Below are 25,943 nucleotides of genomic sequence, written 5' to 3'. Positions count from 1 at the left end.
CTGGCACGGGAGGCTCGAGGTGGAAAGGACACACACCCATGGATTCAGCACTTGTCGGCATTCCGATCCGACTCGAGATCGACACCGTCGCGCCCTTGTTCTCGCGGGCGCTCGCCCAACTCGACGCCGCGACGACGAAGGAACTTGACTCGGCCGCGATAGACCCGTTCTTGCGGGAGCTGATCCGGCTCCGCGCCTCCCAGCTGAACGGCTGCGCGTATTGCGTCTCCGAGCACTCGAAGGACGCCCTGAACGCAGGAGAGCAGGTCGCGCGCCTCGTCGCGGTGAGCGTCTGGCGCGAATCGCCCTTCTTCACGCGACAAGAACGAGCAGCGTTGGCACTCACGGAAAGCATCACACTCGCGGCAGAGAGTCATGTTCCCGACGCCGATTGGCGCGACGCGGCTGCCGAGTTCACTCCGGCTGAGCTGGGAGCCCTAGTCGCGTTGATCGTGACCATCAACGCCTGGAACGCAGTTGGCGTCACCACGCGGGCCTGGACCCCGTCGCTGTGAACACTCAGCAAGAAGCCGGGCAGACGGAGCAGACGCGCACCGCGGTCGCCACCTACTTCGACGCGTGGCGTGCGCGCGACTTCGAGCGTCTGCGCTCCGTCCTGCACCCCGAGGTGACCTTCGTCGGAGTGATGGGCACGGCGAACGGTGTCGACGAGTGCGTAGCCGGTCTCGAGGGAATGGCGAAGGCAGTGATGACCGACCTGGTACTCCATACTCGAGTCGTCGAGAAATCCGATGCCGTCACGTGGTTCGACCTCATCAGTGGAGACGTCCACGTGCCGACGGCGAATTGGAGTCACGTCGAGGACGGGCTCATCACACGGATCCGAGTGACCTTCGACCCGCGACCACTGATTCGCTGAGCTGGCTGCTGCCCCGCCTGCGCCGCTCAGCGTGGGCAGGGGCAGGGGCAGGGGGCGATCCCGAGCAGCCTGAGTCGCCGTGAGGACCTGACGTCGTGGCGGCGACGGGTTAGAAGCTGCCGATACCCTTGCCGATCATCGAGACGCCGATCACGAGCAGAAGCACGGCCATAATGACAGCGTTCTCGTTCTCGAGCCATCCACGCAGAGCACCGAGGGGACCGCGGAGCTTGTCGGAGGCGATGAGGTAGCCGATTACCGGGACCGCGACGGTTGATGCGGCGATCACGGTGAACACGGTCACTGCGATGGTGGTCGATCCGCCGTCGAGCATCGCTGAACCGAGAGCGACGCCCGCCCCGGCCGCCATGATGAGGTTCTTCGGGTTGAGGGCGGACAGCAGGAACCCGAGCCCGGCCGCGGTGACGAAGGTGATCTTGTCGATCGCCTGCATCCATTTGGGCAGCGCTGGCGTCTGGCCGGCTTTAGCTCGCCCGCGCCACTGCTTGATCGCGAGCAACACGAGTCCCAAGCCGAGGAGCAGCTGGATAACACCCTTGACCGGTTTGGACGTGTCCCCGTCATCGTCGGGGAGGACCGATGACACGAGCGTGAAGACCACGACGGCGACGACGATGCCCACGATCCACCCGAGCAGGAAGCCAACGCTCGTCACCCGCGCTTTCGGGGACAGAAGCATGAGTATCGCCGCGATGATCGGAATCGGACTGATGGCGATGCCGAGCGCGAGGGGGAGCATCTCCCCGATGACTTCTCCCACGTCACTCGATCGGGGTGATGTCACCGAGCTTCCAGCTGCGGTCGAAGTACGACTCCAGCGGCCCGTAGAGGCGGAAGTAGGAGAACCAGTGCTGGCCGGGAATCGTCTGCACCCAGTTCGACTCTCCGGCAGTCGGCGCAGATGGACCGAAGTAGAGGTCGACTGAGCCGTCATCGTTGCGAACCAGGTCCGGATCGCGCGAGCCGCGATCACCGCGCTGTTGCTCGTTGTCGATGAGGCACCGGGTGGCGACGTCGTACACGGTCGCCGACCAGAACAGCTTCGCGGGGACATCCGCGGGCACGTGCAACGTGTAGTCGCGGCCACCGTCGAGCCACTCTCCGGCGCCATCGGTGTACGAGCCGAGATAGGCCTGCCCGACGCCCGGAGTCTGACTCTTCATGGCCTCGGAGAAACTGACCGCCTCGTAGAACCAGGATGCGCGCTCGAGCAGTTCGTCGTATCCGTCGCCGCGCTGGGCGGAGTTGTCGAGCACGATCGCCTGCTCCCAGGCGCGATCGGGCCAATACGAGCCCTGCTCGAATCGCTTGGCGAACGTGTTCGCCTGCGCCATCAGCTCGCCTGCGGCCGCGCCCTGTTCGAGAATGCGCGTGAGACGCTCATCCGGGGCGAACGGCTTGCCCTTCTCGATGCCGAGCTGCTTGAGCATCGCGAGATAGAAGCGGTCCCGCTCATCGACGACCTCGCTCTGGTAGATGCTGTGAAGTGTCCGCCAATAGTCCAGGCCCTTCGGCTGGTCTCCCGTCCACGGCCGCCCGTCGGGTGACACGATGCGGGTGGGAGCGGGCTCGTCACGGTCGGCATAGGGGTAGATCCGCACACCGTGGACGAGTGCATCGGCGCGCGTCGGATCCGGGTCGAGAGTTCGGAAGCCGAACATGATGTTCACCCCCGAGGAACGAAGGATGCGGTAGTCCTCGCTCAGCTCGGCCGGTTCGTCGACGCCCGGCGCGAGGATCAGGTACTTGCCGCCCTCGCCGCGATCCGGACCCATCTCGCCCATCGCGCCGACCTCACGTTGCCAGAAGTCGGACACGCCGCCGGCCGTGGGCCCAGCGGGCAGCTCGATCACGAGCGGCCCGCTCTCGGACAGGTCGAAGAAGTTCAGGATGTAGGGCGTGGTGGCGTTCGCCGTGATGAGGCCGAGCCGGTCACGGTAACTGAGGTACCGCACGAGGTCACTGCCCGTGGCGCCGAAGACCTCATAGTGCTGCGTCTTCCACTGCGCATAGGAGACGAGCGGCAGCGCCCACAGGTATGCCTGACACGCGAACTGGTAGTCGAGCTCATCGAAGATCACAGGGATCGACGACCGAGCCGGCAGCTCCCCGTCCATCTCGACCTGTCCCAAGCGCCCAGTCTTCGTCACGTCGATTCCCACGGCTCGTCCCTCCACCTCGCCGATGACCGGGGCCCTTCGCCCGGACTTCCCGAACCCCAGATACTGGCGCGCGAATACCGCTGACGCTACTCACGGTGGGGCTACGGGACAAGGGTTGACTCACCCGATCGGTGCGAGGCAATCGGCTTGAACGCGCCCTGCACGATGCACCCGGTCAGATACCGCCCCATGACGCGGCGTCAGACGTGGGCGTCGAACCGCTGGAAGCCGACACCGTCGGGCTTGGGCGTCGCTTTCCCGCGGAAAGAGGAGTTCGCGCCCATAGTCCGGCCCGGCCGGGCCGGCGCACCGGTTCTCAACTCCGGGCGCCGTGGAGACGCGGTTCCTGGTGGTCAGCGCGCCGAATACGCGAGGTGTCGACGCCCCGTCGACGTCGCCATCTGAGACCGCTGCCTCAGGCGTTCCGCGCCGCCCACTGACGCACGCATGGTGCGCCACTGGCTGTTCGCCGTATTCTCGACGCATGGTGGGATCGAACGATCAGCGGAGCCTTCGGTTTCATCGCGCCATGCTCGGACTCAGCGCCGTCCTGTTCGGATACATGATCGGCCTGCTCACGAGGACAGTCCAACTCGGCACCGACTACTCGCCACTCCAATGGCTTGTCGTTGGGTTGCTCGTTTTCGGGTCTGCAGCGCTGCTCACGTTTCAGGTCGGGCAGGTTCGGCGACGTGGCGGTGGTCACGCCCGGGGCGTAGGGCCGGACCAACGTCTCAATGTCGCTGACGGCGGGAGTACCGATGTCACCCGGTGATGGCGACGCTCAGAGCGAGGACGAGCTGAGAAGCGAGGAGGTTCTGGAGACTCCCGGGGACTGATGCGGAGGCACAGCATCCGGGGGTTGTCGCAGTGGGGGTCTCAGTTCTCGTCCGCGCCCTTCTTCTCGAGATCGCGGACCTCTCGAAGTACTGAGACCAGGAAGACGGCGAAGGCGACGGCCGCGATGGCGAAGGCTGCTGTGGTATACGCCCGTGCTTCACCGCCCTGCATCCGCAGCACGCCGAACGAGACCACCGCAGCTCCCGAGAACCCGGACGTCAGTACGATCGCCCCTCCCGAGCTCGGTTGAATCTAGTCCGATTCACGCCAGGTGCCCATACAGCCTGGCATCGGCACGCCGTAGGCCAGACCCTGCACGTCACAGAAGGCACCGGCTACGTCCAGACCCGGGGTGAAGAACTCATCGAGCTACACCCCGGCGACACCGTCTACACGCCTCCCGGCGAGTGGCACTGGCACGGAGCGACGGCTGACAACTTCATGAGCCACCTCGCACTCTGGGAAGCGCCGGCCACCGACCAAGAGCCAGAAACCGAGTGGGGCCGGAAGGTCGACGCCACCGACTACCCCCGCCTGCCGTAAACGATCGTTTACGGCGGACTTGGGCGATGTCGCTGAGCGGAAGCGCGACACGCCGAAGCACGCTCCGCCGTAACCCCCTGCCGAAACCTAAAGGTGCCGAAACCGCTGGTGTAGGGTATCGGCGCGCGTTGTCGAGCTCATGAAACCATGCCTCCTGGACGTCGTCGTTCGAGCGTAAGCCGGGCGATCTGCGTCATCTGCCTCAGCTTGTCCTCGGCCGCTCCGATGCTGATCTCGATGCCGTTTACTTCTCCAAGCCAGCCCATCCATTTCGCTTCGGCGAGCCGTTCGTGGAGGTTGGCCAGGATGGATTCGAGGCGCTGGCGTTGTGCCGGGTCCGGTCGTAACATCGGGCAGCGGATGCCTGTTGGTAGACGCGCGACGCGGCGATGGGATTCATGTTGAAGCGCAAGAGGGGCTGGTGCGTCAGGTTCCGGATCGGCGTCACCTTCGAGCGGCGGAACTCGATTGATGGTGGTGGCGATACAGTCGTCGTACGCCCGATCGAGACTCGCGTTGGAAGGGTATCCAATGGAAGCTGTTCGACCTTTGAAGATCGACGATGCTGTTGATGCGACGCTCTCCGCTATCACTACCGAAGGTTTCGGCCCAGAGATCGCCGAGGTCCTACGGCTCGCGGCAAACGAGCTTCTGCGCGAGGCCGGCCCCGGCTCTCCTGGGCTCAGCGCGCAGGAGCGCGCATTCTTGATCGAGTCGGGCGAGTTCACACCGAAGGAGTTGGCGGAGACAGAAGCGAGCGTCGCGCGCGGGGATCTTCGAGAACTAGAGAATCGAACCTTGCTCGAAACGATCGCTGCCAGCTTCAGCGAGTCCGAGGCGGCCGAAAAACTTGGAGTCAGCCGCCACCGGGTTCGAGACCTTTGCGGTGCAGAGCAATTGTTCGGCTTCAAGGTTGGGGCGGTCACTGTCTATCCCAGATGGCAGTTCACCGACGCGAGGCCGCAGGGCATACTGCCCCACCTCGCACATCTACTTAGCGAACTTCTGCCCGATGAACGCGATCCTGCGAGCTTGCAAGCATTCATGACGGTACCCAAAGAGGATCTGACGTTCCGGGGTGAACAGCAGACACCGATTCAGTGGCTGCTCCGAGGGGGAAATCTCGATGCGATCGACGACATTGTCGACGGTGAGCGCTGGTACTAATCACGGCCCGAATCATCGAGAGGGCGGAGGTCGCAGTCAGACCTAGCCGGGTTCGGGAAAAATCGCGCTATGTGCTGGAGCATTCGAGCACGGGGCGCACCACGACGTCCACAAGAGGTCGCCGAGAGGTAGAGCGAGTTGTGGCCCACCGAGCAACACCATTTTTCCTCATAAACGAGTCTATCGTGTTGCATTCCGACGCTCGAGAGTGCTACTTTGAGCGGGATCCAACAGGATCGCACCCGACGGGAGCTACGGGGTTGGCCCCCCGCCCGTCGAACACTTGAGGCCCCGCCCGCGGCGAATGCGACACCAGCGCATGTTGACCCGAGGGTCAACGAACTGGTGAACACGGATCGCGATGGCGGTCCTGGCGGGAAAAGGCACCGGCAGGTGGCCCGTGAGACATGCGAGGTGCTCCTTCTCAAACGAGAGGAGTGGGCTTGCCTACTCACGCCACACCTCAAACAGTGTCTCGACTCACCCTTCAGGAAGCAGCGCACGCGCGGCGCATTGGCTACTCCACACTTCGCAAGCGCGTTGCTGATGGGAGCTTGCCTGCGGAGCGCATTGGTCGCCGCATCTATGTTGAGCCCGCCCACCTTGACGCGATGGCGGCTCCGGTCGTCGGCCGGCCGCGAGCGGCGGCGGAGATCGACTCAGCCGTTGCCCGTGTCGTCGCAGCCGCGCCGCGACTTACCGCCGAACAGCGCGAGCGCCTTGCCGTGATCATCGGAGGTGCGGCGTGAATACACCGTTCCACTCCGGCTGGAAAGCGCACGAAATTCGTGACGCCGGCGGCACGTTCCAGGTGTTGGTCCGGCGCATGCAGCGGCACGCTCAATCCGCTCACTTGAGCTCGATTACTGGGGGTCTCCAGAGAAGTGCCCCAGCAATCGAGCCGTCGGGAGCGCAGCGGTCCCTTGATTTTCCGGGGTTTTCGCCGCGGGGTCATAAGGCGCCCATGGGTCCCCGTGTTCATGACCCCGACCCCCTACTGCCCGCGGTGGGCTCCGCCGCCCCGCTCGCGGGCCGTGAAGTCGCATTCGGAGAACTTGCCTCTGTGCGATCGATGGGAACTGGTCGGCGCGCGATCGTCGTCGGGTTCGACTCCGAGTTCACCACTGTGAATGGTGTTCGGACGATCAACAGTTGGCAGTTCGCAACGCCCGATTTGGACGATTCGTCGACGATGGTCCAAGTGGTCATCCTTCCGCTCGATGGACGCAGGATCGGGATGCACACCGCTCTTTGGGAGGTTGTCCGGGCTGCGTCATTGTGGCGGTCACCTCTAGTGAGAGCAGAGGTAGATGACCGCGGAGTGCGGCGCAGCACGGTCATCGAGCAGGCCAGCGCGGGTCCCGCTGGTGACGCCGCTCGAAGCTGGGCGGCTAACCCCGGCGATTGGCAGGCCAGGGCTGCGGCCCTTGCGCCCTGGCGCGTCCCAATCGTCTTGGCCTGTCACTACGGTGCTGCCGATCTGACGTCGTTTCGTGGTGGCGCGAGAGTGACCGATCATCTGACGCGCCTCACGTCCGCTGCCGGCGGCCTTGTCACGCTGCTTCCGTTCCGCCTCCAGAGTGGCGACCAGCGGGGCGATGACTTCGGTTGGTGGCGGTCGTTGAGTGTTACGGTCCGCGACACGATGACGCACGCTCCTGCGGGCAAGCGGACGCTCGCCGCAATCGGCGCGGCCGCTGGCATTGAGAAGCTCGAGGTGCCAGGCGACCGCATCTCGCGAATGACGGATTACCGCCGCGAACAGTTGAACGATTTCCTCGACTATGGCGTCAACGACGCAGAGATCGTCGTCGAGTTCCTCGGCCGCATCTGGGGTGAGGGCGTGCTCCCGCCTGTGACTCTCGGCGGTGGTGCGGCGGCCTCGCTCGTGGCGTCGGGATCGGAGTACTTCGGGGTGGCGTCTCCTAAGGAGTTCAGGCTCGCGTTCTCCGGGCTCGTCGAGGACGAGGCCGTTGATGTTGTAGAAGAAGGTGATGAGTTGACGTTCTACTCAAAGCGTGGTCGCACGCCGTTGGACGGTGCCGCAGCGCAGCTGAGCAAGGCTTTTGCGTCCGCGTACCACGGCGGACTGAACGCGTGTCCCGCGCCCGGGTACTACCCGACGCGAACGATCGATATCGATGCGAAGAACGCCTACCCGACGGCTATGGCGCTCGTGCCTGATCTGGACTGGGAAACCGGTGCTATTCAGGAGGTCGTTCACGAACGGATGCTGAGTACCCATGACGTGCCGGAGCCGACCACGTCCTTCGTGGGATTTGTCTCGTTCGAGTTCCCCGGTCACGTCTCGTACCCGACTCTCCCCATCGTGGCCGACGGCACGCTCATCTATCCGCGGTCGAGCGAGGGAACTGCGGGGACATGGGTTTGCGGGCCGGAGCTCTGGCTCGCGCTCCAGCTTGGCGCGAGGGTGTTTTGCCAGATCGGCTTTGCGGGGCGACCGGCTCACCGTGCAGATGGCTCGCTCAGCCTGTCGCTTCGTTATGGCGTGAAACAGCTGATCGAGGACCGCACTACTGCGAAGCGGCTCTTCGGAAAGGGGTCGCTTGAGGAGGAGACGTTGAAGACGGGCGTATGCACGATCTACGGGAAGACCGCACAAGACGTGGCTGAGCAGCGCTCGTGGGATGCCCACAAGCAGGAGATGGACAATGTCGGTGGCTCTGCGATCTCCAGTCCGTCACATGCGGCCACCACGACAAGCCTCGTGCGAGCTCAGCTCCTGGCGACGATGAATCAGATCACCGAACGAGGCGGCCAGGTCTTCTCGGTCACCACTGACGGATTCATCACGGACTGGTCCGTTACCGACGTTGAGAGTCTCGATCTCTATGGTCTCGCGGAGCATCTGCGCGAAGCTCGCACAGCGCTCACCGGGGATGCGACGATCTGGGAAGCCAAGCACGAACAAGATGATCTGGTGAACTTCACCACACGCGGTAACGTGTCGCTCCGCGTCGACGGCGTGTGCGCTCACAACGGCTTAAAGCCCTCCGCGGGAATCGACGCCGACAGTCTCGAGGATCGTGAAGAGCTGTTGGTCAACGTGGTTACTCGTGAAGGTCGGGTCGAGAATGCCTACCGTCGATTCCCGAGCTTCCAAGAGCTCTCTCGGAGAGAAGGGCGCAAGGACTTCATTCCGTCGGTTGTCGAGCGCGCACTCAGCATGGACTTCGACCTCAAGCGCCGGCCACTGATGGCATCTATGTCCGGCGAAAGCGTCCCGGTTCCAGACGGATCGAAGCACGAGATGGCGACGTTTGAGACCGCTCCGTGGGACTCCATCGAAGAGTGCCTGCGTGCGCGAGCGATCGCTCGCGAGATTGCGAAAACGGGTTGCCTGAGGACCGTCGACGAGTGGAAGGACTGGCACGTCCGATTCGCGCACGGAAAGGGGCACAGGATCGTCACCCCTCGTCGGGCTGTGCTGATGTCAATCGTCATGGCTCACCGCCAGGGAGTCGTCACCATTCCGACCCTGGCAGATCGCGATCTCAGCCTCCTCGAGCGTCTCGACTGGATCGCCCGATGGGATCTCGGCACGGTGAGCGAAGGTGACTGGAAGAACGCTCGTCGGCCCGAGCGAGCTTCGCAGATGTTGCCTCTATCGGAGCTCGAGCCGTGGCTCTCACGCATGCTGTCGGCGGCTCCGGGCACTTCGCCTTTTGAGCCATCGGGAGGCGCGTCGTGACGATCCGTCGACACAGTTGCCGTCTTGTCCGCACAGCGGCCCCCGGAGGGCACCAGGAGCTTCTGACGAGCGAAGCGTGCTCAGAAGTGTATGGGGCTACACCTTCTTCTGACGAGAAGGAGCATCGCACCCTCCAAAGGAAGCGCAGGGGTGGGTTGCGGATGAGCGGCAGGAGAAGCCCCTCGGGAGAGCCGCCGGAGGCTCCGTGGTCTGTTGCGTCGAGGACGGAACAGACCACGGACCACGTCGAGAGGAACGAGGCATGAGTTACACGATGACGTTCGACGTGTCTCACAAGGTGAAGCGTGGAGGGCATGCGAAGGCATTCTTCAGGCACATCGCGCGAGATGCTGACCAGAAAGCTGGTTTCATCTTCCCCCAGTCGAATGCGAACATCATCCCGGAGAGAACCGCTCTTAACATGACGATGGTCAATGACGGTTCCGGTAGCGTGAGGCGTCTTGAATCCGTCGATGGCCGGCCGCCTTCGGACGAGCTCGACGACTACCTCAAGCAGCGCCTTGAGTCGGTCGGAAGGGCCCTTCGCAAGGACGCGGTCTTGATTCGCGGCGTTGTCCTCCAGCTCGATCCGAAGTGGTTCGCCGAGCACGATGCCTCTTGGCGCGAGAAGGGGCCGAGCAAGGAGTCCTACGCGTACATGGGAGCGGCGCTGGATTGGGCCGTCGCCGAGTTCGGCGCTGACAACATCGTGGGGTTCTCCGTGCACCTAGATGAATTGCATCCGGGCCTGCAGGTGGCAGTTGTCCCCGTAACGGGCGACGGACGGCTCTCCCAGAAGGACTTCTTCAAGGGGCCGGCCGATCTGAGGCGCCAACACAAGGAGCTTCGTGCTGTGATGGCCGAAGCCGGGTACGACGTGGAGCACCGAGTTACGGAACGCTCGAGAGAGCATCTCAGCAGCAGCGAGTTTCAGAGAAAGGCAGATTGGCTCCGGGAGGCTACCGGTGAGTTGGAGAAGGAACGGGAGGCGAGCGATTCGGTGCGGCGGCGACTCGCGTCCAGGGATTCGGACCTTGACGATCGGGAGTCCATCGCTGTTAAGAGGGAGCGCGAGCTGGCGTCTCGCCGGGCGGCCGCGGAGCATGCAGTCCGGGACGCGAACGAGGCTCGGCGCCAGGCGCAGCTTGCGCAGCGAACAGCGGCGCAAGCGCGGGAGGACGCCGACGCAGAGAGCCAAAGGATGCGAGACATCAACGCGCGTCTGGAGAGCGTCCCCGCGGATGTTGACCGATGGCTGGACAAGGTGAAGGTTGGCGGTAAGCCTCTTCGCGAGCTCTTCGAAGCCGACATGGCGAAAGCACGCAACACCCGGAGGTCATTGGTCGAGATGATGGAGCGAGACATGCGGCCGGATGTCACGAGGTTCGATCGCGAGCGATAACGCGGACCCGCGGCTTGTGGGCGGCTGGTGTCCGCAGAGTGACCACTATGCGGTCACTCCGCGGACACGCTCGATCTAGATGCAATATCCCGCGCTTACTGACCCTGAACTGGCCATACTGTGACCACGAGGCGGTCACCTTGCGGCCACAACCAGCGGTGGCCGCAACCCTCGCTCGAGAGACTGTCCACAATATGGTCATCTGGCGCCCCATTCGCGGTCACTCGACGGTGCCTGATCCTCAAGCGAGGAGAACGGAATGACCTCGTCGAAGGCAACTCGGCCTTCCACGACGACATTGTCCCTCTCCCCGCCTACGATGACAGCCATGAACTCCCCCGAAGAGAAGTCCGTTCGTCATCGGTGGCAGGCTGAGCCGTCGGCCGTGTCGATGGCCGCACTCGCAGACGCGATCGCGCGACTCAACGCCGACGGCGATTACGTTGCGAGTGTCCTGACCGGTGCGCTCCTCGCGCAGCGACCGGTATCTGACGATGAGGATCCAACACCGCAAGAGGCCGGGTATCTAGTTAGCTCCGGAGCGACCACTCCAGAGGACTTCCAGGAAACCTCGAGCCGAGTGGCGCGCGGCAGTCTCCCCGCAGTTGCGGCAAGCACGCTTCTAACGAGCCTGCACCAAAGCATGTCTGCAGAGAGCGCAGCGTTGTTCCTGCACCTCGATGAAGCTTCACTGAATCGAGCAGTCGAGAACGGTGAGCTTTACGCCGTCGATGTCGCCGGGCACAGACGATTCCCGTCTTGGCAGTTCAGCTTGTCCTCGCCGGGGAAGCTTCTCCCGCACCTTGCGGAGATCATCGCGCTACTGAGGGAGAGGAACTGGATCTCGGTCTCCGGCCTGATGGCAACGCCCCAGACGGCCATGGTGGCCGAAGGGCGTCAGACGCCGGTTGAATGGTTTCGAAGCGGCGGCGGGATCGAGGCGCTTGAGCGCATCGTAGAGGGGCAGAAGTGGCGATGAGTCTGTTGGCGAGTCCGGACCGCGATGGGACAGCGGGGGGAGACGCTGATGAGTTTTGATTGGCGTTCAGAATTGTCCGCTTTCCAAGTTGCTCTCGTCCATGAGACGGCGAAGCGATACGCCGAGTGGTACGCCGGCATGGGCGATGATTGGGACCGATGGGAAGAATACGACCCGAAGCGCCGTGAGCGCCTCATCGATCAGATCGCAGAGATCTTTCTCGTGTCTGAAGAGGCTCGATTCGCCCTCCTCCGGTCCGGGCTCAAGCCCGCTCTCTCCGAGACCGAGCACGAGTCGGGCGCTGGCGCTCAATCCGCAGGAAAGCCATCCGACGCCAAGGCCGATCAGAAGACCTCGGAGGCCGCTGCCCGTTGATCATCGGCCCGCTTGAGCCCCGCAGATGAAGCGAAGCCCAGCCGATCTAGTGAGGCGCTAGCGGCCGGCCACCAACGGCTCTTAGCCGCGTCGCCATTCGATCTCGACGCTCGCCGCGGCCCCATCTGAGGTCATAACACGCTTACCGTGGCCCACAGGTTTGATTCGAACGACCATCAGCCCTTCAACGAGAAGCCGACGCCTAGCCAGGGTCGCTCTGTCCCACCAAGCTTCGACATCATCGACGACGGCCAACTCCGCGAAGGGATCTTCGCGAACAGCGAGAGCGATCTGGTCACTGATCGCCTGAAGTTCTCGCGAGATCTCCATAAGGCTGTCGTCCGCCTCGATGTCGGTCATCAGGCCGCGAGCGACAAAGCTTGCGATCGACTGGCGGCGCGCCGTAAGCGCTTCCCGCTTCGAGTTCAGCACAGCGATGTCGATCGAATCTGATCGCGGAGTGATCAGGTCGATGGCGTCTTCTTGCGACAGGCGAGCGACACAGATGTCTGAGACGTACTGGTCGATGATGTCGCCGTTGCGCATGAAATGCCCCTTCGGACACCGGTACGCGTGATATCGACGTGATGGTGCTGCACGGCCACCGTTTTTGCGGGCAGTGGGATGGGTCTCGCCGCTGGCGGATCTGACTGGATGTGAGCAGATCGCGCACACAGCGAGCCCTGAGAGCAACCACTTCCGTGCAGTCCCGCTGTGGTTCGCCCGGACGCCGATAAGTCGACCACGACTAGCGATGAGCTGATCCCGCTCGACAATCGCCTTCCAAGCGCCCGGCGTGCAGGCGTCAAGGTCGATCGAGGTCGCGTCATACTGGCCGGTTGGCTGCGCGGGGGGCAGAAGCGCTGCGTAGAGCGGGTTCAGGAGGACCCGCCGAACAGTGGTCGACTGCCAGCGGACGCCCCGTCGCGTCAGTCTGCCAGCGTCGCTGAGATCACGTGCAATCTGAGCGAGTGGTGCCCCAGCGAGGAACTCCCGAAAGATCTGCCGAACGTCCTCTGCTTCTGCCTCATCAATTCGGTACCGCGTGCCCGCGGCATCTCGTTCAATGCTCGGCACCCAGCTGTACCCATGAGGAGGTTTACCCGGCGTCGGGTGTCCTGCCAGACGCCGTCCCACGGCGTATCGGGCAGCTCTCTCTGTCTTGATCCGGACTTCTCGTTCGGCGAGGAGCACGAGTTGCTTGAGCATGAAGTCATCTAGTTGAGTGTCGATGCCCTCGCGAATAACTACCACGCGCATGTTCCGGCGCGGCGGCCGAATATCCAGCACGTCAATGAGGCTGCGGGTGATGCGCGATGTCTCTGTGACGATGACGGCGTCGAACTCGCCAGCATCGAAAGAGTTCAGCATCGCCGACCATGCGGTCTTCGGCCCTCGCTCTTTCGAGGCGGACGTGTCGTTATCCTGGTGTTCGGCTACGACGCGCCATCCGCGGCGGTGTATCTCCGCACGACAGTCTTCGAGCTGCTGGGTGATGCCCTGATCCTCGTCGACCGACTGTCTGGCATAGATCGCGACGCGCGGCACTCGAGAGTCGGTAGGGGTCATGCGGCCATCTTGTCAGAGTATGTCTCTAAGCGTCCACGGTGGCCATCGTGGTGATGGCGTACTCGGCGGTGGCCGCGCCACTGTCGTCGCCGAAGAGGGTTGCCGCGCTGCGCCGGGTGAGCGAGGGGATGGTGTTCATGTGTTCCTTCTTTCTATGGGACGGATACGCGGTGCATCCGGTGGAACTCGGCCGTCACAGCGGCAGTGGAGTGGAGGCGAGCACGCTCAGCAGAAGCGGTGCGACGCCGAGCAGCAGGAAGGCCGGGAGAGTGCAGACTCCGAGCGGGATGAGCAGCGTCGTCGAGAGCTTGGCCGCGCGAAGGCGTCCGTCCACCCGTGACGCGTGTCTCTCCTGGCCGGCGGAAGCCCGAAGCAGTTCACCCGCCGGGACCCCGGCAGCATGCGACAGCTCGAGCACCGCGCCGATGCGAGCGTCGTCACCGGTAGACGATGCCGGGCTCTCGGCGACGAGGCGCAGGGCTCGTGGGATCGACGCGCCTCCTGAGAGGGCGACCGCCATGAGCTCGGCTCGCATGCCCGGTGTTCCCGGTTCGGGACGCGCCCGCGTGAGGAGTCGCCCGGTCCACGCGCGCGCCGCGGCGACGAGCAGGAGCCCGGCGACCACGCACCCGGCGCCGGCGGGCGTCCCGACGATGACGCCGACAGTGTCGAAGCCGAGGGCGAAGCCGAGGAAGAGGCCGGCGAACGGCATCCAGAGCAGGAGCTTGGCGGTTCCCGCGGGCTCGGCGAGCGCGATGCGCACGTCGTCCGCGGCGGATGACGCGTCGCGCAGCGTCTCAGCGAGCATCCTCAGCACCTCGGCGAGCGGTGCGCCGACGGTCGTCGCGATCTCCCAGGCGGCCGCGAGGTCACGCCACGCGCCACCCTCCGCTTCGATGGCCGCGATGAGCGGGACGCCGCCATCCACACGGGCGATCACGGACGCAGCGTGACGGTCGCCGATCGAGGCAAGATGGCGCCATGCGACCATCGGCACCGCGCCGGCTTGGAGAAGCACCGCGAGCGTCTGCACCGATGTCGCGGCGTCGCCCCCGGTCTCGACGACCGGACGACGCCATCCCCTCACCACGGCCGCACCTCCTCGATGCTCAGCCGATCCCCGCTCACCGCGAGCTCGCCGGCGTGCGCGATGCGTCTCCGCCCGCCAGGCGCCCTGTCGAGATGAAGGACGATCGTGAAGGCGCTCACAGCCTGGCGCGCGAGCGCCGTGGCATCCATCGCCGCGAGGGCGCCGAGCGCTTCGAGCCGGGCCGGCACGTCGCTGAGACCGCTCGCGTGGAGAGTTCCCGCTCCCCCGTCGTGTCCGGTGTTCAGAGCAGTCAGGAGTTCTCTCACCTCCTCGCCGCGGCATTCTCCGACCACGAGACGGTCGGGGCGCATGCGCAGCGACTCGCGGACCAACCGGGCGAGGCTGATGCCGCCGGCTCCCTCGAGATTCGACTGCCGTGCCTCCAGAGCGACGTGGTGGGGATGCTGCGGGCGCAGTTCGGCGACGTCCTCGATCGTGACGATGCGCTCAGAGGCCGGGACGGCTGACAGCAATGCCGACAGCAGCGTGGTCTTGCCCGTTCCCGTCCCGCCGGTGATGAGGATGTTGGCGCGCTCGGCGACGAGCTCGAGAAGCCAGCTGTGCTGGGCCGCGTCGAAGGAGCCGAGCGCCGCCAGCGCGTCGAGATCGGCAGCGCGCACTCTGGGCACACGGATCGAGAGCGCCGTCCCCGACGTCGAGATCGGCGCGAGCACGGCATGAACGCGGATGCCGGAGTCGAGCCTGACATCGACGCACGGAGCCTGGTCGTCGAGATGTCGACCGCCGAGTCCGACGAGCCCGACCGCGAGGTCGCGGACCTCCCGCTCGGACGCGCTCCACCCGAGCACGGGTTCCGCACCATGCCCTCGGTCGATGAACAGCCCGGATGCGCCGTTGACGAAGATGTCGGTGACCTCCTCGTCTGCGCAGTGCTCGGCGAGGAGGCCGAAGGCGGGATCGACCTGCAGCGGCGAAGGAGCACCCCGGACGGTTCCGTCGACGAGCGCCGCCGAGCCGCGCGGCTGAATGACGAAGGGATCAGGCATGCCCCGAAGCTAGGGCTCACGGCGGATCCGCGGGGTCGCCGCGGCGCTCCCGCGACAACCACTGTGAGCAACGTCTGGACGATGGCATCCGTGCAGAGCGGGTGTGGACGGCGTCAGATCGCGAGCCACAGGATGGGAGCGCTCCCGGCATAGAGATGGGCGGCACCTCACGGGGGGAATGAGATGCCGCCCACGGCGTCCCTCATGGGGGAATCGGGCACGCCAAGGCCAGAATGAGAATTCGGCTGTCGTCGAGTGTACGCAAGGCGACCGTCCTGACAAAACCCGTCGGACTACCGACTTTCGGCAGTAATGCGATGTCCGTGCCCGGGACTAGATTCGCCCTGACCTGATCGCGTCAGAGATGCGTTCATGCCCGCACGACCTGCCACGCCGCAAAGGAGCGCCTGCCGATGAGCAGCCAGATCGATCACCTTCTCGATGAGACCCGCCAGTTCCCGCCGTCCGAGGAGTTCGTCGCCCAGTCGGTCTCGTCTCCCCGGCTGTATGAGAATGCGTCGACCGACCGCGAGGCCTTCTGGGCCGACCAGTCACGCGAACTGCTGGAGTGGCACAAGCCGTTCACGCGCGTGCTCGACTGGTCGACCCCGCCGTTCGCGAAGTGGTTCGACGACGGCGAGCTCAACGTCGCGTACAACTGCCTCGACCGCCACGTCGAGGCGGGCAACGGCGACCGTGTCGCTCTCCACTGGGAGGGCGAACCGGGCGACTCCCGGTCGATCACCTACGCCGAGCTGACCGAGGAGGTCAAGCGCGTCGCGAACGTGCTGGAGGGGCTCGGCATCGCCCATGGCGACCGCGTCGCGATCTACCTGCCGATGATCCCCGAAGCGGTCGCATCGATGCTCGCCGTCGCCCGCGTCGGCGCCATCCACTCCGTCGTGTTCGGCGGGTTCAGCGCCGACAGCCTCCGCTCGCGCATCGATGACGCAGGGGCGAAGCTCGTCATCACCGCCGACGGCGGCTACCGCAAGGGCCGCGTGTCCGCGCTCAAGCCGGCCGTCGACCAGGCGCTCGCCGACCGCGGCGACGGCGAGCAGCAGACGGTCGAGCACGTGCTCGTCGTCAAGCGCGGCGAGAACGAGGTCGACTGGGAGGACGGTCGCGACCTCTGGTGGCACGAGGTCGTCCCCGCGGCCTCCCCCGAGCACACTGCCGTGGCCTTCCCCGCCGAGAACCCGCTGTTCATCCTCTACACCTCCGGGACTACGGGAAAGCCCAAGGGAATCCTGCACACCTCCGGCGGGTACCTCACTCAGGCCGCCTACTCGCACAAGTACGTGTTCGACCTGCATCCCGAGACCGACGTGTACTGGTGCACCGCCGACATCGGGTGGATCACCGGACACAGCTATGTCACCTACGGTCCGCTGGCGAACGGCGCGACCCAGGTCATCTATGAGGGCACGCCTGACGCGCCGCACCCCGGGCGCTGGTGGGAGATCATCGAGAAGTACAAGGTCTCGATCTTCTACACGGCGCCCACCGCGATCCGCTCGTTCATGAAGATCGGCCGCAGCGTGCCCGCGAAGTTCGATCTGTCGTCGCTGCGCCTGCTCGGCTCGGTGGGCGAGCCCATCAACCCCGAGGCGTGGATCTGGTACCGCGACGTGATCGGCGCGGGCAAGACGCCCATCGTCGACACCTGGTGGCAGACCGAGACAGGCGCGATCATGGTCTCTGCACTGCCCGGTGTCACCGCCACCAAGCCGGGATCCGCCCAGGTGCCGCTGCCCGGAATCTCGATCGACGTCGTCGACGAGTCGGGCGCCGAGGTGGGCAACGGCAACGGCGGCCTCCTCGTCGTCACCGAACCGTGGCCGAGCATGCTCCGCGGCATCTGGGGCGACCCCGAGCGGTTCACGGAGACGTACTGGGAGAAGTTCGAGAAGCAGGGCTACTACTTCGCCGGTGACGGTGCGCGCCTCGACCAGGACGGCGACCTCTGGTTGCTAGGCCGGGTAGACGACGTCATGAACGTCTCCGGACACCGCCTCTCGACGGCCGAGATCGAGTCGTCGCTCGTCGCACACGAGGCGACGGCCGAGGCCGCGGTCGTCGGCGCGGCAGATGAGACGACCGGTCAGGCCGTCGTCGCATTCGTGATCATCAAGGAGAGCTACCTCTCGGCGCACGACCCCGCCGGACTCGCGCAGCAGCTGCGCCTCTGGGTGGGTGAGCAGATCGGCGCGATCGCACGGCCCCGCGACGTGTACATCGTGGGCGAGCTTCCGAAGACGCGCTCGGGCAAGATCATGCGGCGTCTGCTGCGCGATGTGGCTGAGGGGCGCGAGGTCGGAGACACCACCACGTTGGCCGACACCGCGGTGATGAGCATCATCTCGGCGCAGGTCAAGTAGCACGGATACAGCAAACGCCCCCTTCCGAACCGATCCGGAAGGGGGCGTTGCCGTGTGCGCGTGGTGAGGGGTGGCGACCTCAGGCCAGGATGAACGTGGCCTCGACTTCGACCGGGCTGTCGAGCGGGAGCACCGGCACACCGACGGCCGCGCGGACATGCTGCCCGGCGTCGCCGAAGATCTCGCCGAGCACCAGGCTCGCCCCGTTGATCACGCCGGGCTGGCCGGTGAAATCGGGGGTGGATGCCACGAAGCCGCCGAGCCGCAGCACTCCGGCGATGCTGTCCACGCCCCCGGCCGCAGCCGCAGCCGCCGCGAGAGCGTTCAGGGCGCAGGTGCGCGCATAGGCGTTGGCGTCCTCGGCGGTGACCTCTGCCCCGACCTTGCCCGTCGCGGGCAGCGTTCCCTCGACGAAAGGCAGCTGGCCGGAGGTGTAGACGAGTCCGTCGTGCACGACCGCCGGGACGTAGGCTGCGACCGGCGCCGCGACGACGGGGAGCTCGATGCCCAGCTCGGTCAGGCGCTCAGAGACGCTCATGCCGCTCCCCCTTCGAACTGGCGGGACGCCTCGGCTGCGGCAGCGAGACCGGCGTTGCCCGAGGCATCCGCCGTCACCGGGCGCTTGAAGTAGGCGACGAGCCCACCCTCGGGGCCCTGGATGACCTGCACGAGCTCCCAGCCCTGCTTGCCCCAGTTGTTGAGGATCGCTGCGGTGTTGTGGATCAGCAGCGGGGTGGTGAGGTACTCCCAGGTGGTCATGGCTCTCCTGTCTGGCGGCCTCCGCGACGGCGGCTGCGTCAAAGGCGGTATTCAGGGAACTCCCCTACGATCTAGCGTATGCCTCAAAAGAATCGCACGGTGAAAGGTGCGCTCGGCGGAGTCCTCGGACTCGTCGGGCTGAGCACCGTCGCCGGTCTCCTCGTCGCGGCCAGCGTCACCCCGGTCCTCGCCATGACCGGTATCGCCGGGTCGCAGGCCCTCACCATCTTCGAGGACCTCCCCGAGAACCTCCAGGTCGGCGCTCCGATGCAGCAGTCGACGATCTACGCGACGGGTCTCGACGGCAACCCCGTCGCAATGGCGTCGTTCTACGAGCAGAAGCGCATCCCGGTCGCCTACGACCAGGTCGCGCCCGTGATGTACGACGCGATCCTCTCGAGCGAGGACAAGAACTTCTACACCCACGGCGGAATCAACCTCGGCGCGACGATCAAGGCCGCAGTCGGGAACGTCGCCGGCACGACCGATCGAGGAGCGTCCACGATCACCCAGCAGTACGTGAAGAACGTCCAGGTGCAGGAATGCGAACAGGACGTCGATCCTGGAGCCGAGGACTACTCGAAGCAGATCGAGCAGTGCTTCCTCGATGCGGCAGTCGCGAAGGGCGGCGAGGGCGTCGAGCGCAAGCTGCAGGAGATGCGCTACGCGCTGAAGATCGAGAAGGACTACTCGAAGAACGAGATCCTCCTCGGCTACCTCAACATCGCCAACTTCGGCGGCACCATCTACGGCATCGAGGCCGCAGCGAACCGGTACTTCTCCACCAGCGCGGCGAATCTCAGTCTCGCGCAGGCGGCGACGATCGCCGGCATGGTGCAGGAGCCCAACCGATTCCGCATCGACCGCCCCGAGGGAATCTGGACGGATGACGCCGGCGTGGCGCACAACGGGGACGCCGACGGCTACAAGGACACGAAGGATCGCAGAGACTACGTCCTCAATCGGATGCTCGCGGACGCGAAGATCACGCAGGCCGCGCACGACGAGGCCGTCGCCTCGCCGGTCACGCCGCTGCTGAGCGAGCCCCAGCAGGGCTGTGCGGCCGCGGGCGACAACGCGTACTTCTGCCAGTACGTGAAGGCCGTCATCGAGAACGACGAGGCGTTCGGCGCCACGGAAGAGGAGCGTCGCTCGAACCTCCGCCGCGGCGGAATGGAGATCTACACCTCCCTCGATCTGCGGGTCCAGCAGCCCGCGATCGACGCGGTCAGGGCGCAGGTCCCGCAGGCGATGCCCGGGATCCTCGTCGGTGGCACCGGAGTGTCGATCGAGGCGTCCACGGGTCGGGTACTCGCCATGGCACAGAACACCGTCTTCAACGAGACGACCGAGGCCAACCTGGCTGCCGGCGAGACCTCTCAGGTCTTCGCGGCCGACAAGGCGCATGGCGGCTCGACCTACGGGTTCGAGACGGGATCGACCTACAAGCTGTTCACGCTTCTGAGCTGGCTGGAGTCCGGCCACTCCGTGAACCAGGTCCTCGACGGTCGCCTCAAGACCTTCAGCCCCTTCACCAGGTGCGGGGACAAGGTGACGAACAGCTCCAAGATCAACAACTTCGGCAACTCCGGCGGCTCGGTGGGCAGCGTGCGACAGTTCACCGCGCAGTCCCTGAACACCGGTTTCCTCGCGATGGCGCAGCAGCTCGATCTCTGCGACATCAACGAGGTGGCGAAGCGACTCGGCGTCCACTACGGCAACGGCGACGACATCACGGTCGGCGGAACGAACGCCAACACCGCTCCGAACGATCCGTTCCCGACGGTTCTGGGCTCGAAGAGCGTGGCTCCTCTGCAGATGGCCGGCGCCTACGCCACCGTCGCCAACAACGGCGTCTACTGCGAGCCTCGCGTGATCGACCGGGTCGTCGGCGAGGACGGCGCCGAGATCACTCCTCCCGCGCAGAAGTGCTCCCAGCAGCTCACCCCGGAGGTCGCCGCGACCGCCGCGTACGCACTGCGAGGCGTCATGGAGGGCAACGGCACCGGAACGAGGGCCAACCCGTACGACGGAACCCAGCTGATCGGCAAGACCGGTACCGCCGAGAAGGAGCACACCATGCTCGTCGAGTCGAGCACCAAGGTCACGACAGCGGTGTGGGTCGGAAACGTCGACGGCCGCGTGCCGCTGAACGACTTCCGCAATGGCAACGGGACGCGACTCGGCGACATCCGCTACGGCCTCGCCAAGGCGATCCAGGGTGCCGCGGATGCCGTGTACCCCGCGGAGGACTTCCCTCGCCCCGACGACAAGCTGGTTCGTCAGGTTCTGACGAACGTTCCCGACGTGGTGGGCAAGTCCGTCGGCGAAGCGACCTCTCTCATCGAGGCTGCGGGCTTCACCGCAGCCGTCGGACCCGCCGTGGACGGTCCCGCCGGCGATGTCGTCATGGCGCAGGACCCGTCCGGACAGGCCCCGAGCGGTGCGACGATCACGATCTCGCCGAGCAACGGCCAGGGCGCGACGGTGCCCGACATCACCGGACAATCGAAGGCCGAAGCGCAGAGCGCGCTGTTCGGGGCAGGGTTCTCGTCGATCGACTTCGACGGGTCATGCAACGGTCAGAACGCCGCGGTCACGTCCACCGACCCGGCCGCGAACACACCGACGACGAAGAGCACGTCCATCAAGGTCCGCTGCAAGTGACGTCTCGCCACGCGGCGCACCCGGCCCTCATCGCGCTCGGCGCGGTGGGGGCCGCTGGTGCCGCAGCCGCCGTCTGGGGCGTCGGCATCGAGCGCTACCTCTTCACGGTGCGTGAGGCGACCGCATCCGCTCTCGCCCCGGGTTCCGCACCGTTGCGCGTGCTGCACATCTCGGACGCGCACATGGCTCCGTGGCAGCACCGCAAGCAGGACTGGCTCGCGTCACTCGCGCAGCTGAAGCCCGATCTCATCGTCAACACCGGCGACAATCTCGGGCACCGCGACGGTCTCGCCGGGATCAGACGTGCCTTCGAGCCGTTCGCCGGAATCCCCGGTGTCTTCGTGCACGGTTCCAACGACGTCATCGGCCCCTCGCCGCGGAATCCGATCCGCTACTTCGCCGGCCCGTCGCAGCGCCCGAGAGAGCTGAACTTCCTCGACACCGATGCGATGGACGCGTACTTCACCGACGAGCTCGGATGGACGAGCCTGAACAACGCCGCAGCGCGACTCATGGTGGCCGACAGTCCCCTGGACCTGTTCGGCGTGAGTGATGCGCACTGCGACTGGGACCGGCTCGAAGACCTGCCGGATGCCATCGATGCTCTCGGCCCGCGGACTGCCGGCACATCCGTTCTCGGCGTCACGCACGCGCCCTATCAGCGCGTCCTGAACGGGTTCGTGGAGATGGGCGCCGACGCCATCCTCGGAGGCCACACGCACGGCGGTCAGGTGTGCCTGCCCGGTTTCGGTGCTCTCGTCGCGAACTGCGACATCCCGCTGAAGCAGGCGAAGGGTCTCAGCACGTGGACTCAGGGCGATCGCGCCGTGCCCCTCAATGTCAGCGCGGGCTGCGGACACTCGATCTACGCGCCGATACGCTTCGCGTGCCGCCCCGAGGCGACGCTGCTGACCCTGACGGCGCGCGGTTGATGCCTCGATTCGGCGCTGGGAGCATTTCGCTGTAGACTCGGAGGGTTGCAAAACGGGGTGTGGCGCAGCTTGGTAGCGCGCTTCGTTCGGGACGAAGAGGTCGCAGGTTCAAATCCTGTCACCCCGACAAGTAACACCGGAAGGCCGTCCTCACGGGCGGCCTTCTCTGTATCCGGAACGAGGAGAAAGGCACCGCATGAGTCGCTTGCTCCCCCCGCCTCGACGACTGACCCGAGGCATCGCCCTCGCTCTCGCCCTGCCGTTCTTCGGCGGCATCGCGCTGCTGACGCTCACGCCGACGCGCATCGAGCAGTCCATGCCGAACCTGCTCGATCTCGTGCTGTCCGTTTCGCACCGACTGGGGTGGGAGTCTCTTGATTTCACCCGCCTCGAGGTCATCGCCAACGTTCTGGTCTTCGTGCCCATCGGCATCCTGGCGTTCATCCTCGTCCCCCGCCGTCTCTGGCCGCTGGCGCTCGCCCTGGGCCCGGCAGTGTCCCTCTCCATCGAGGCCGCCCAGCGCCTCGCCCTGCCGAATCGCACGGCCACCGTGTCCGATGTGATCGCGAACTCCGGCGGCGCGCTGATCGGCGTCGCGCTCGCGATCCTGTGCACCCTCCTCTTCGCTCCGCGTGTCTCTCAGCACCGCCCGTCTACTCTGGAAGCATCATGACCTCGCCTGCACTCGTCGCCTTCGATCTCGACGACACCCTCGCCCCGTCGAAAGAGCCCATCGATGCTCGCATCGCCTCGTTGCTGCTCGCGCTGCTGCAGCGGGTCGAGGTCGCGATCATCTCGGGCGGCAACGAGGCGCAGTTCCGCGCTCAGGTGATCGCGCGGCTCGGAACAATCGACGAGGCGGCCGCGGCGCGACTGCACCTGCTCCCCACCTGCGGCACACGGTACCTGCGCCACGACGGCACCGATTTCTCGCCGCTCTACGCCCACGACCTCACCGCGGAGCAGAAGGCCGGCGCTCTCGCCGCCCTGCGCGAGGAGGCGGAGCGTCTGGGGCTGTGGGAGTCTCAGCCCTGGGGTGAGATCCTCGAGGACCGCGGATCCCAGATCACCTTCTCTGCGCTCGGGCAGAAGGCTCCCCGCGATGCCAAGCACGAGTGGGACCCATCCGGTACGAAACGAGAAGCTCTTCGGGACGCCGTGGCGGCGAGACTCCCCGAGCTCGAAGTGCGATCCGGCGGTTCGACCTCCATCGACATCACTCTGGCCGGCATCGACAAGGCCTTCGGCATGAAGCAGCTCGCCGAGCACACCAGCATCCCCCTCACCTCGATGCTGTTCTACGGTGACCGACTCGATGAAGGCGGCAACGACTACCCCGTCCTTGCGATCGGAGTGCCCTCGGTCGCGGTCGAGGGGTGGGAGGACACCGCAGACAAGCTCGACGAGCTTCTCGCGACCCTCTGACAGCCCTCCCCTCCCCTCGAATCCGGGGACGAGGTCAGCGCACGACGACCTCCGACGCGGCGCGTGCGACCGGCACGAGGCGCGTGAGCTGAGTGACGTGCGACGGCTCGAGCTCCGCCAGTGAGGCGACGCCCAGAAGACGCATGGTGCGTTCGATCTCCGTCCGCAGGATCTCGATCGTGCGGTCGACGCCCGCACGGCCGCCGGCCATGAGGCCGTAGAGGTAGGCGCGGCCGATGAGGGTGAAGTCCGCTCCGAGCGCGACCGCCGCGACGATGTCCGCGCCGTTCATGATCCCCGTGTCGACCATGACCGTGAAGTCGTCGCCCACGGCGGTCCGGACCTCCGGCAGAAGGTGGAACGGAATGGGTGCGCGGTCGAGCTGCCGCCCGCCGTGGTTGGAGAGCACGATGCCGTCGACGCCGGCGTCACGCAGGCGCACCGAATCCTCGACGTTCTGCACGCCCTTGATCACGATCTTGCCCGGCCAGATGTCACGGATCACCGCAAGGTCGTCGTAGCTGATCGTGGGGTCCATAGCCGCGTCGAGCAGCTCGCCGACCGTGCCGCCGGTGGTGCTCAGCGACGCGAACTCCAGCTTCGGGGTCGTCAGGAAGTCGTACCACCACCACGGACGCGGGATGGCATTGATGATGGTGCCGAGCGTGAGCTGCGGCGGGATGCTGAAGCCGTTGCGCTTGTCACGCAGCCGCGCTCCGGCGACCGGGGTGTCCACCGTGAACTGCAGCGTGTCGAAGCCCGCGGCGGCAGCACGGCGAGTGAGTTCGTAGGAGATCTCGCGGTCGCGCATGACATAGAGCTGGAACCAGTTGCGGCCGTGCGGGTTGGCGGCCTTCACGCCCTCGATCGACGTCGTGCCCAGGGTCGAGAGGGTGAACGGGATGCCGGCCGCCGCCGCCGCTCCCGCGCCGGCGACCTCGCCCTCTGTCTGCATGAGACGCGTGAAGCCGGTCGGCGCGATGCCGAACGGGAGCGCCGACGGGCCGCCGAGGATCTCGACCGCGGTGTCGACATCCGGAGCCGGCCGGAGGATCCCGGGGTGGAACTCCACATCCTGGAACGCCTGGCGTGCCCGCGTGAGCGACAGCTCGCCCTCGGCGGCGCCATCGGTGTAGTCGAACGCGGCCTTCGGCGTGCGCCTCTTGGCGATCGTGCGCAGGTCGTCGATCGTGAGCGCCGCGTCGAGACGGCGCTTCTTGCCGTTGAACTCGGGCTTCTTGAACTTCATCAGGTCGAGAAGCTCTGCGGGGTTGGGAACCTGGCGCTGGACCATGGCTGTCCTCTCAGTCGGTGGGTCGGACGCTGCGGGTGAGCCCCGCCGCGGTGTAGTAGCCGGTGATGTGCGCTCGGACGAGGGTCTGGGCGGTCGCCGCGTCACCCGCGGCGATGGCCTCGATGATGGCTCGGTGCTCGGCGCGCAGCAGGTCTGCCATGGCATCCCAGTCGGCGATGGATGAGGCGCCCTGCTGCACGTACGACTCGATGGAGGTGCGCAGGCCCGCCATGATCGCGGCGACGACGGTGTTGCCACTCGATTCCGCGAGGGCGAGGTGGAGCTGGGCATCGAGGGCGAGGAACTCGTCAGGCGTCAGGGCGCCGACGTCCATCGCATCGAGCACGCTGTGCGCCGCGGCGAGATCGGGCGCGCGCTGGCTCGCGAGAGCGGCGACGACCGCGTCTTCGAGCAGCAGTCGGGTCTGCACCACGTCCGCGAGCGGAAAGCCCTGTGCGGCGACCTGGAGGCGCAGAAGCGTCGACATGCCACCGGACGGGGTCGCGATCACGATCGCGCCCGACTGCGGCCCCGAGCCGGTCGAGGTGCGGATCAGCCCCATGACCTCGAGCACGCGCAGCGCCTCTCGAACGCTCGAGCGCCCGACACCCAGGTCTGCGGCGAGCTCGCGCTCCGAGGCGAGACGATCACCGGGGCCGAGACGCCCGTCGAGCAGGTCGCGCTCGACGTGTTCGAGCACGAGCCTCCAGGCGCGGGCTGGCTGCTCCGGCATCCGCT

25 protein-coding genes and 1 tRNA gene are annotated in these 25,943 nt (G+C 65.9%); 15 read left to right on the top strand and 11 right to left on the bottom strand.

Annotation, left to right across the window (positions count from 1 at the left end; translation table 11 throughout):
* Positions 1 to 38: 38 nt before the first annotated feature.
* Positions 39 to 515: a carboxymuconolactone decarboxylase family protein gene (locus tag ACZZZF_RS16730; protein WP_400865601.1), complete on the top strand. Its 477-nt coding sequence runs from the start codon at positions 39 to 41 to the stop codon at positions 513 to 515.
* On the top strand, positions 512 to 880 hold the full coding sequence (locus tag ACZZZF_RS16725) for a nuclear transport factor 2 family protein (protein WP_400865598.1): 369 nt from the start codon (positions 512 to 514) through the stop codon (positions 878 to 880). Before ACZZZF_RS16730 ends, ACZZZF_RS16725 begins: the two co-directional genes overlap by 4 nt.
* A 109-nt stretch (positions 881 to 989) precedes the next feature.
* Here the strand turns inward: ACZZZF_RS16725 and ACZZZF_RS16720 are convergent, their stop codons facing one another.
* From ACZZZF_RS16720 to ACZZZF_RS16710, 3 genes are all read right to left on the bottom strand, one after another.
* A complete protein-coding gene (locus ACZZZF_RS16720) occupies positions 990 to 1,661 on the bottom strand; it encodes a GAP family protein (RefSeq protein ID WP_463499649.1) in 672 nt (223 codons plus the stop codon).
* A 1-nt stretch (position 1,662) separates the two neighbouring features.
* A complete protein-coding gene (locus ACZZZF_RS16715; RefSeq protein WP_400865594.1) occupies positions 1,663 to 3,033 on the bottom strand; it encodes a DUF1254 domain-containing protein in 1,371 nt (456 codons plus the stop codon).
* Between the two features lie 909 nt (positions 3,034 to 3,942).
* Positions 3,943 to 4,098 (bottom strand): hypothetical protein, encoded by a 156-nt coding sequence (locus ACZZZF_RS16710; RefSeq protein ID WP_400865592.1) that lies wholly within the window; start codon positions 4,096 to 4,098, stop codon positions 3,943 to 3,945.
* A 51-nt stretch (positions 4,099 to 4,149) separates the two neighbouring features.
* Here ACZZZF_RS16710 and ACZZZF_RS16705 point away from each other — a divergent pair, with 51 nt between their 5' ends.
* Positions 4,150 to 4,446: a cupin domain-containing protein gene (locus tag ACZZZF_RS16705; RefSeq protein ID WP_400865589.1), complete on the top strand. Its 297-nt coding sequence runs from the start codon at positions 4,150 to 4,152 to the stop codon at positions 4,444 to 4,446.
* A 137-nt stretch (positions 4,447 to 4,583) separates the two neighbouring features.
* On the opposite strand, the gene ACZZZF_RS16700 is transcribed toward ACZZZF_RS16705, so the two are convergent.
* Positions 4,584 to 4,796, bottom strand: a complete 213-nt coding sequence (locus ACZZZF_RS16700; protein ID WP_400865586.1) for a hypothetical protein — start codon at positions 4,794 to 4,796, stop codon at positions 4,584 to 4,586.
* A gap of 181 nt (positions 4,797 to 4,977) precedes the next feature.
* Between ACZZZF_RS16700 and ACZZZF_RS16695 the strand changes: the two genes are divergently transcribed.
* The 6 genes from ACZZZF_RS16695 to ACZZZF_RS16670 all read left to right on the top strand — a co-directional run bounded on the left by ACZZZF_RS16695 (position 4,978) and on the right by ACZZZF_RS16670 (position 12,081).
* Positions 4,978 to 5,613 (top strand): hypothetical protein, encoded by a 636-nt coding sequence (locus ACZZZF_RS16695; protein ID WP_400865583.1) that lies wholly within the window; start codon positions 4,978 to 4,980, stop codon positions 5,611 to 5,613.
* A 407-nt stretch (positions 5,614 to 6,020) separates the two neighbouring features.
* Positions 6,021 to 6,362: a helix-turn-helix domain-containing protein gene (locus ACZZZF_RS16690; protein WP_400865580.1), complete on the top strand. Its 342-nt coding sequence runs from the start codon at positions 6,021 to 6,023 to the stop codon at positions 6,360 to 6,362.
* Positions 6,363 to 7,120: 758 nt separating this feature from the next.
* The gene (locus tag ACZZZF_RS16685) at positions 7,121 to 9,325 is read left to right on the top strand and encodes a hypothetical protein (protein ID WP_463499646.1); all 2,205 of its coding nucleotides are present in this window, start codon (positions 7,121 to 7,123) and stop codon (positions 9,323 to 9,325) included.
* A gap of 262 nt (positions 9,326 to 9,587) precedes the next feature.
* Positions 9,588 to 10,727 (top strand): plasmid recombination protein, encoded by a 1,140-nt coding sequence (locus tag ACZZZF_RS16680; protein ID WP_400865575.1) that lies wholly within the window; start codon positions 9,588 to 9,590, stop codon positions 10,725 to 10,727.
* Between the two features lie 328 nt (positions 10,728 to 11,055).
* On the top strand, positions 11,056 to 11,706 hold the full coding sequence (locus tag ACZZZF_RS16675) for a hypothetical protein (RefSeq protein WP_400865572.1): 651 nt from the start codon (positions 11,056 to 11,058) through the stop codon (positions 11,704 to 11,706).
* 24 nt (positions 11,707 to 11,730) lie between these two features.
* Entirely contained in the window at positions 11,731 to 12,081 is a 351-nt protein-coding gene (locus ACZZZF_RS16670) for a hypothetical protein (protein WP_463499643.1), read from the top strand.
* Positions 12,082 to 12,162: 81 nt separating this feature from the next.
* On the opposite strand, the gene ACZZZF_RS16665 is transcribed toward ACZZZF_RS16670, so the two are convergent.
* The 3 genes from ACZZZF_RS16665 to ACZZZF_RS16655 form a co-directional block, all read right to left on the bottom strand.
* Positions 12,163 to 13,650: a recombinase family protein gene (locus ACZZZF_RS16665; protein WP_400865566.1), complete on the bottom strand. Its 1,488-nt coding sequence runs from the start codon at positions 13,648 to 13,650 to the stop codon at positions 12,163 to 12,165.
* 193 nt (positions 13,651 to 13,843) lie between these two features.
* Positions 13,844 to 14,740 carry a type II secretion system F family protein gene (locus ACZZZF_RS16660; protein WP_285364138.1) on the bottom strand — a complete coding sequence of 299 codons (897 nt, stop codon included), beginning with the start codon at positions 14,738 to 14,740 and terminating at the stop codon, positions 13,844 to 13,846.
* Positions 14,734 to 15,747: a TadA family conjugal transfer-associated ATPase gene (locus tag ACZZZF_RS16655; RefSeq protein ID WP_053097367.1), complete on the bottom strand. Its 1,014-nt coding sequence runs from the start codon at positions 15,745 to 15,747 to the stop codon at positions 14,734 to 14,736. The genes ACZZZF_RS16660 and ACZZZF_RS16655 overlap by 7 nt, the downstream gene beginning before the upstream one ends.
* Before the next feature lie 413 nt (positions 15,748 to 16,160).
* Here ACZZZF_RS16655 and acs point away from each other — a divergent pair, with 413 nt between their 5' ends.
* Positions 16,161 to 18,128, top strand: coding sequence for an acetate--CoA ligase (acs, locus tag ACZZZF_RS16650; protein ID WP_463499641.1), 1,968 nt, complete (start codon positions 16,161 to 16,163; stop codon positions 18,126 to 18,128).
* Positions 18,129 to 18,207: 79 nt separating this feature from the next.
* On the opposite strand, the gene ACZZZF_RS16645 is transcribed toward acs, so the two are convergent.
* Positions 18,208 to 18,666 (bottom strand): RidA family protein, encoded by a 459-nt coding sequence (locus ACZZZF_RS16645; RefSeq protein ID WP_463499638.1) that lies wholly within the window; start codon positions 18,664 to 18,666, stop codon positions 18,208 to 18,210.
* Positions 18,663 to 18,887: a DUF4177 domain-containing protein gene (locus tag ACZZZF_RS16640; protein ID WP_053097373.1), complete on the bottom strand. Its 225-nt coding sequence runs from the start codon at positions 18,885 to 18,887 to the stop codon at positions 18,663 to 18,665. Before ACZZZF_RS16640 ends, ACZZZF_RS16645 begins: the two co-directional genes overlap by 4 nt.
* A gap of 99 nt (positions 18,888 to 18,986) precedes the next feature.
* Here ACZZZF_RS16640 and ACZZZF_RS16635 point away from each other — a divergent pair, with 99 nt between their 5' ends.
* The 5 genes from ACZZZF_RS16635 to ACZZZF_RS16615 all read left to right on the top strand — a co-directional run bounded on the left by ACZZZF_RS16635 (position 18,987) and on the right by ACZZZF_RS16615 (position 23,911).
* Positions 18,987 to 21,554, top strand: a complete 2,568-nt coding sequence (locus ACZZZF_RS16635) for a transglycosylase domain-containing protein (protein WP_463499635.1) — start codon at positions 18,987 to 18,989, stop codon at positions 21,552 to 21,554.
* On the top strand, positions 21,551 to 22,486 hold the full coding sequence (locus ACZZZF_RS16630; RefSeq protein ID WP_463499632.1) for a metallophosphoesterase: 936 nt from the start codon (positions 21,551 to 21,553) through the stop codon (positions 22,484 to 22,486). The genes ACZZZF_RS16635 and ACZZZF_RS16630 overlap by 4 nt, the downstream gene beginning before the upstream one ends.
* A gap of 53 nt (positions 22,487 to 22,539) precedes the next feature.
* A tRNA-Pro gene (locus tag ACZZZF_RS16625) sits at positions 22,540 to 22,613 on the top strand.
* A gap of 69 nt (positions 22,614 to 22,682) precedes the next feature.
* On the top strand, positions 22,683 to 23,159 hold the full coding sequence (locus tag ACZZZF_RS16620; protein WP_072591629.1) for a VanZ family protein: 477 nt from the start codon (positions 22,683 to 22,685) through the stop codon (positions 23,157 to 23,159).
* Complete coding sequence (locus tag ACZZZF_RS16615; protein ID WP_295104669.1) at positions 23,156 to 23,911, top strand: HAD-IIB family hydrolase; 756 nt, start codon at positions 23,156 to 23,158, stop codon at positions 23,909 to 23,911. Before ACZZZF_RS16620 ends, ACZZZF_RS16615 begins: the two co-directional genes overlap by 4 nt.
* A 34-nt stretch (positions 23,912 to 23,945) precedes the next feature.
* On the opposite strand, the gene ACZZZF_RS16610 is transcribed toward ACZZZF_RS16615, so the two are convergent.
* Positions 23,946 to 25,205, bottom strand: a complete 1,260-nt coding sequence (locus ACZZZF_RS16610) for an alpha-hydroxy acid oxidase (RefSeq protein WP_463499629.1) — start codon at positions 25,203 to 25,205, stop codon at positions 23,946 to 23,948.
* A 10-nt stretch (positions 25,206 to 25,215) separates the two neighbouring features.
* Complete coding sequence (locus ACZZZF_RS16605) at positions 25,216 to 25,938, bottom strand: FadR/GntR family transcriptional regulator (RefSeq protein ID WP_463499627.1); 723 nt, start codon at positions 25,936 to 25,938, stop codon at positions 25,216 to 25,218.
* Between the last annotated feature and the right edge of the window lie 5 nt (positions 25,939 to 25,943).

This window comes from Microbacterium sp. AC215 (genome assembly GCF_979258645.1).
Note: the sequence above shows the minus strand (reverse complement) of the source record. Positions and strands in the feature narration are given on the sequence as shown.

What these genes read in the sequence shown, in the direction of transcription:
- ACZZZF_RS16730 (WP_400865601.1), top strand. Translation starts at nt 39, where the DNA reads ATGGATTCAGCACTTGTCGGCATTCCGATCCGACTCGAGATCGACACC.
- ACZZZF_RS16700 (WP_400865586.1), bottom strand. Translation starts at nt 4,796, where the DNA reads ATGTTACGACCGGACCCGGCACAACGCCAGCGCCTCGAATCCATCCTG.
- ACZZZF_RS16695 (WP_400865583.1), top strand. Translation starts at nt 4,978, where the DNA reads ATGGAAGCTGTTCGACCTTTGAAGATCGACGATGCTGTTGATGCGACG.
- ACZZZF_RS16690 (WP_400865580.1), top strand. Translation starts at nt 6,021, where the DNA reads ATGCGAGGTGCTCCTTCTCAAACGAGAGGAGTGGGCTTGCCTACTCAC.
- ACZZZF_RS16680 (WP_400865575.1), top strand. Translation starts at nt 9,588, where the DNA reads ATGAGTTACACGATGACGTTCGACGTGTCTCACAAGGTGAAGCGTGGA.
- ACZZZF_RS16675 (WP_400865572.1), top strand. Translation starts at nt 11,056, where the DNA reads ATGAACTCCCCCGAAGAGAAGTCCGTTCGTCATCGGTGGCAGGCTGAG.
- ACZZZF_RS16670 (WP_463499643.1), top strand. Translation starts at nt 11,731, where the DNA reads ATGGGACAGCGGGGGGAGACGCTGATGAGTTTTGATTGGCGTTCAGAA.
- ACZZZF_RS16665 (WP_400865566.1), bottom strand. Translation starts at nt 13,650, where the DNA reads ATGACCCCTACCGACTCTCGAGTGCCGCGCGTCGCGATCTATGCCAGA.
- ACZZZF_RS16655 (WP_053097367.1), bottom strand. Translation starts at nt 15,747, where the DNA reads ATGCCTGATCCCTTCGTCATTCAGCCGCGCGGCTCGGCGGCGCTCGTC.
- acs (WP_463499641.1), top strand. Translation starts at nt 16,161, where the DNA reads ATGAGCAGCCAGATCGATCACCTTCTCGATGAGACCCGCCAGTTCCCG.
- ACZZZF_RS16645 (WP_463499638.1), bottom strand. Translation starts at nt 18,666, where the DNA reads ATGAGCGTCTCTGAGCGCCTGACCGAGCTGGGCATCGAGCTCCCCGTC.
- ACZZZF_RS16640 (WP_053097373.1), bottom strand. Translation starts at nt 18,887, where the DNA reads ATGACCACCTGGGAGTACCTCACCACCCCGCTGCTGATCCACAACACC.
- ACZZZF_RS16620 (WP_072591629.1), top strand. Translation starts at nt 22,683, where the DNA reads ATGAGTCGCTTGCTCCCCCCGCCTCGACGACTGACCCGAGGCATCGCC.
- ACZZZF_RS16615 (WP_295104669.1), top strand. Translation starts at nt 23,156, where the DNA reads ATGACCTCGCCTGCACTCGTCGCCTTCGATCTCGACGACACCCTCGCC.
- ACZZZF_RS16610 (WP_463499629.1), bottom strand. Translation starts at nt 25,205, where the DNA reads ATGGTCCAGCGCCAGGTTCCCAACCCCGCAGAGCTTCTCGACCTGATG.
- ACZZZF_RS16605 (WP_463499627.1), bottom strand. Translation starts at nt 25,938, where the DNA reads ATGCCGGAGCAGCCAGCCCGCGCCTGGAGGCTCGTGCTCGAACACGTC.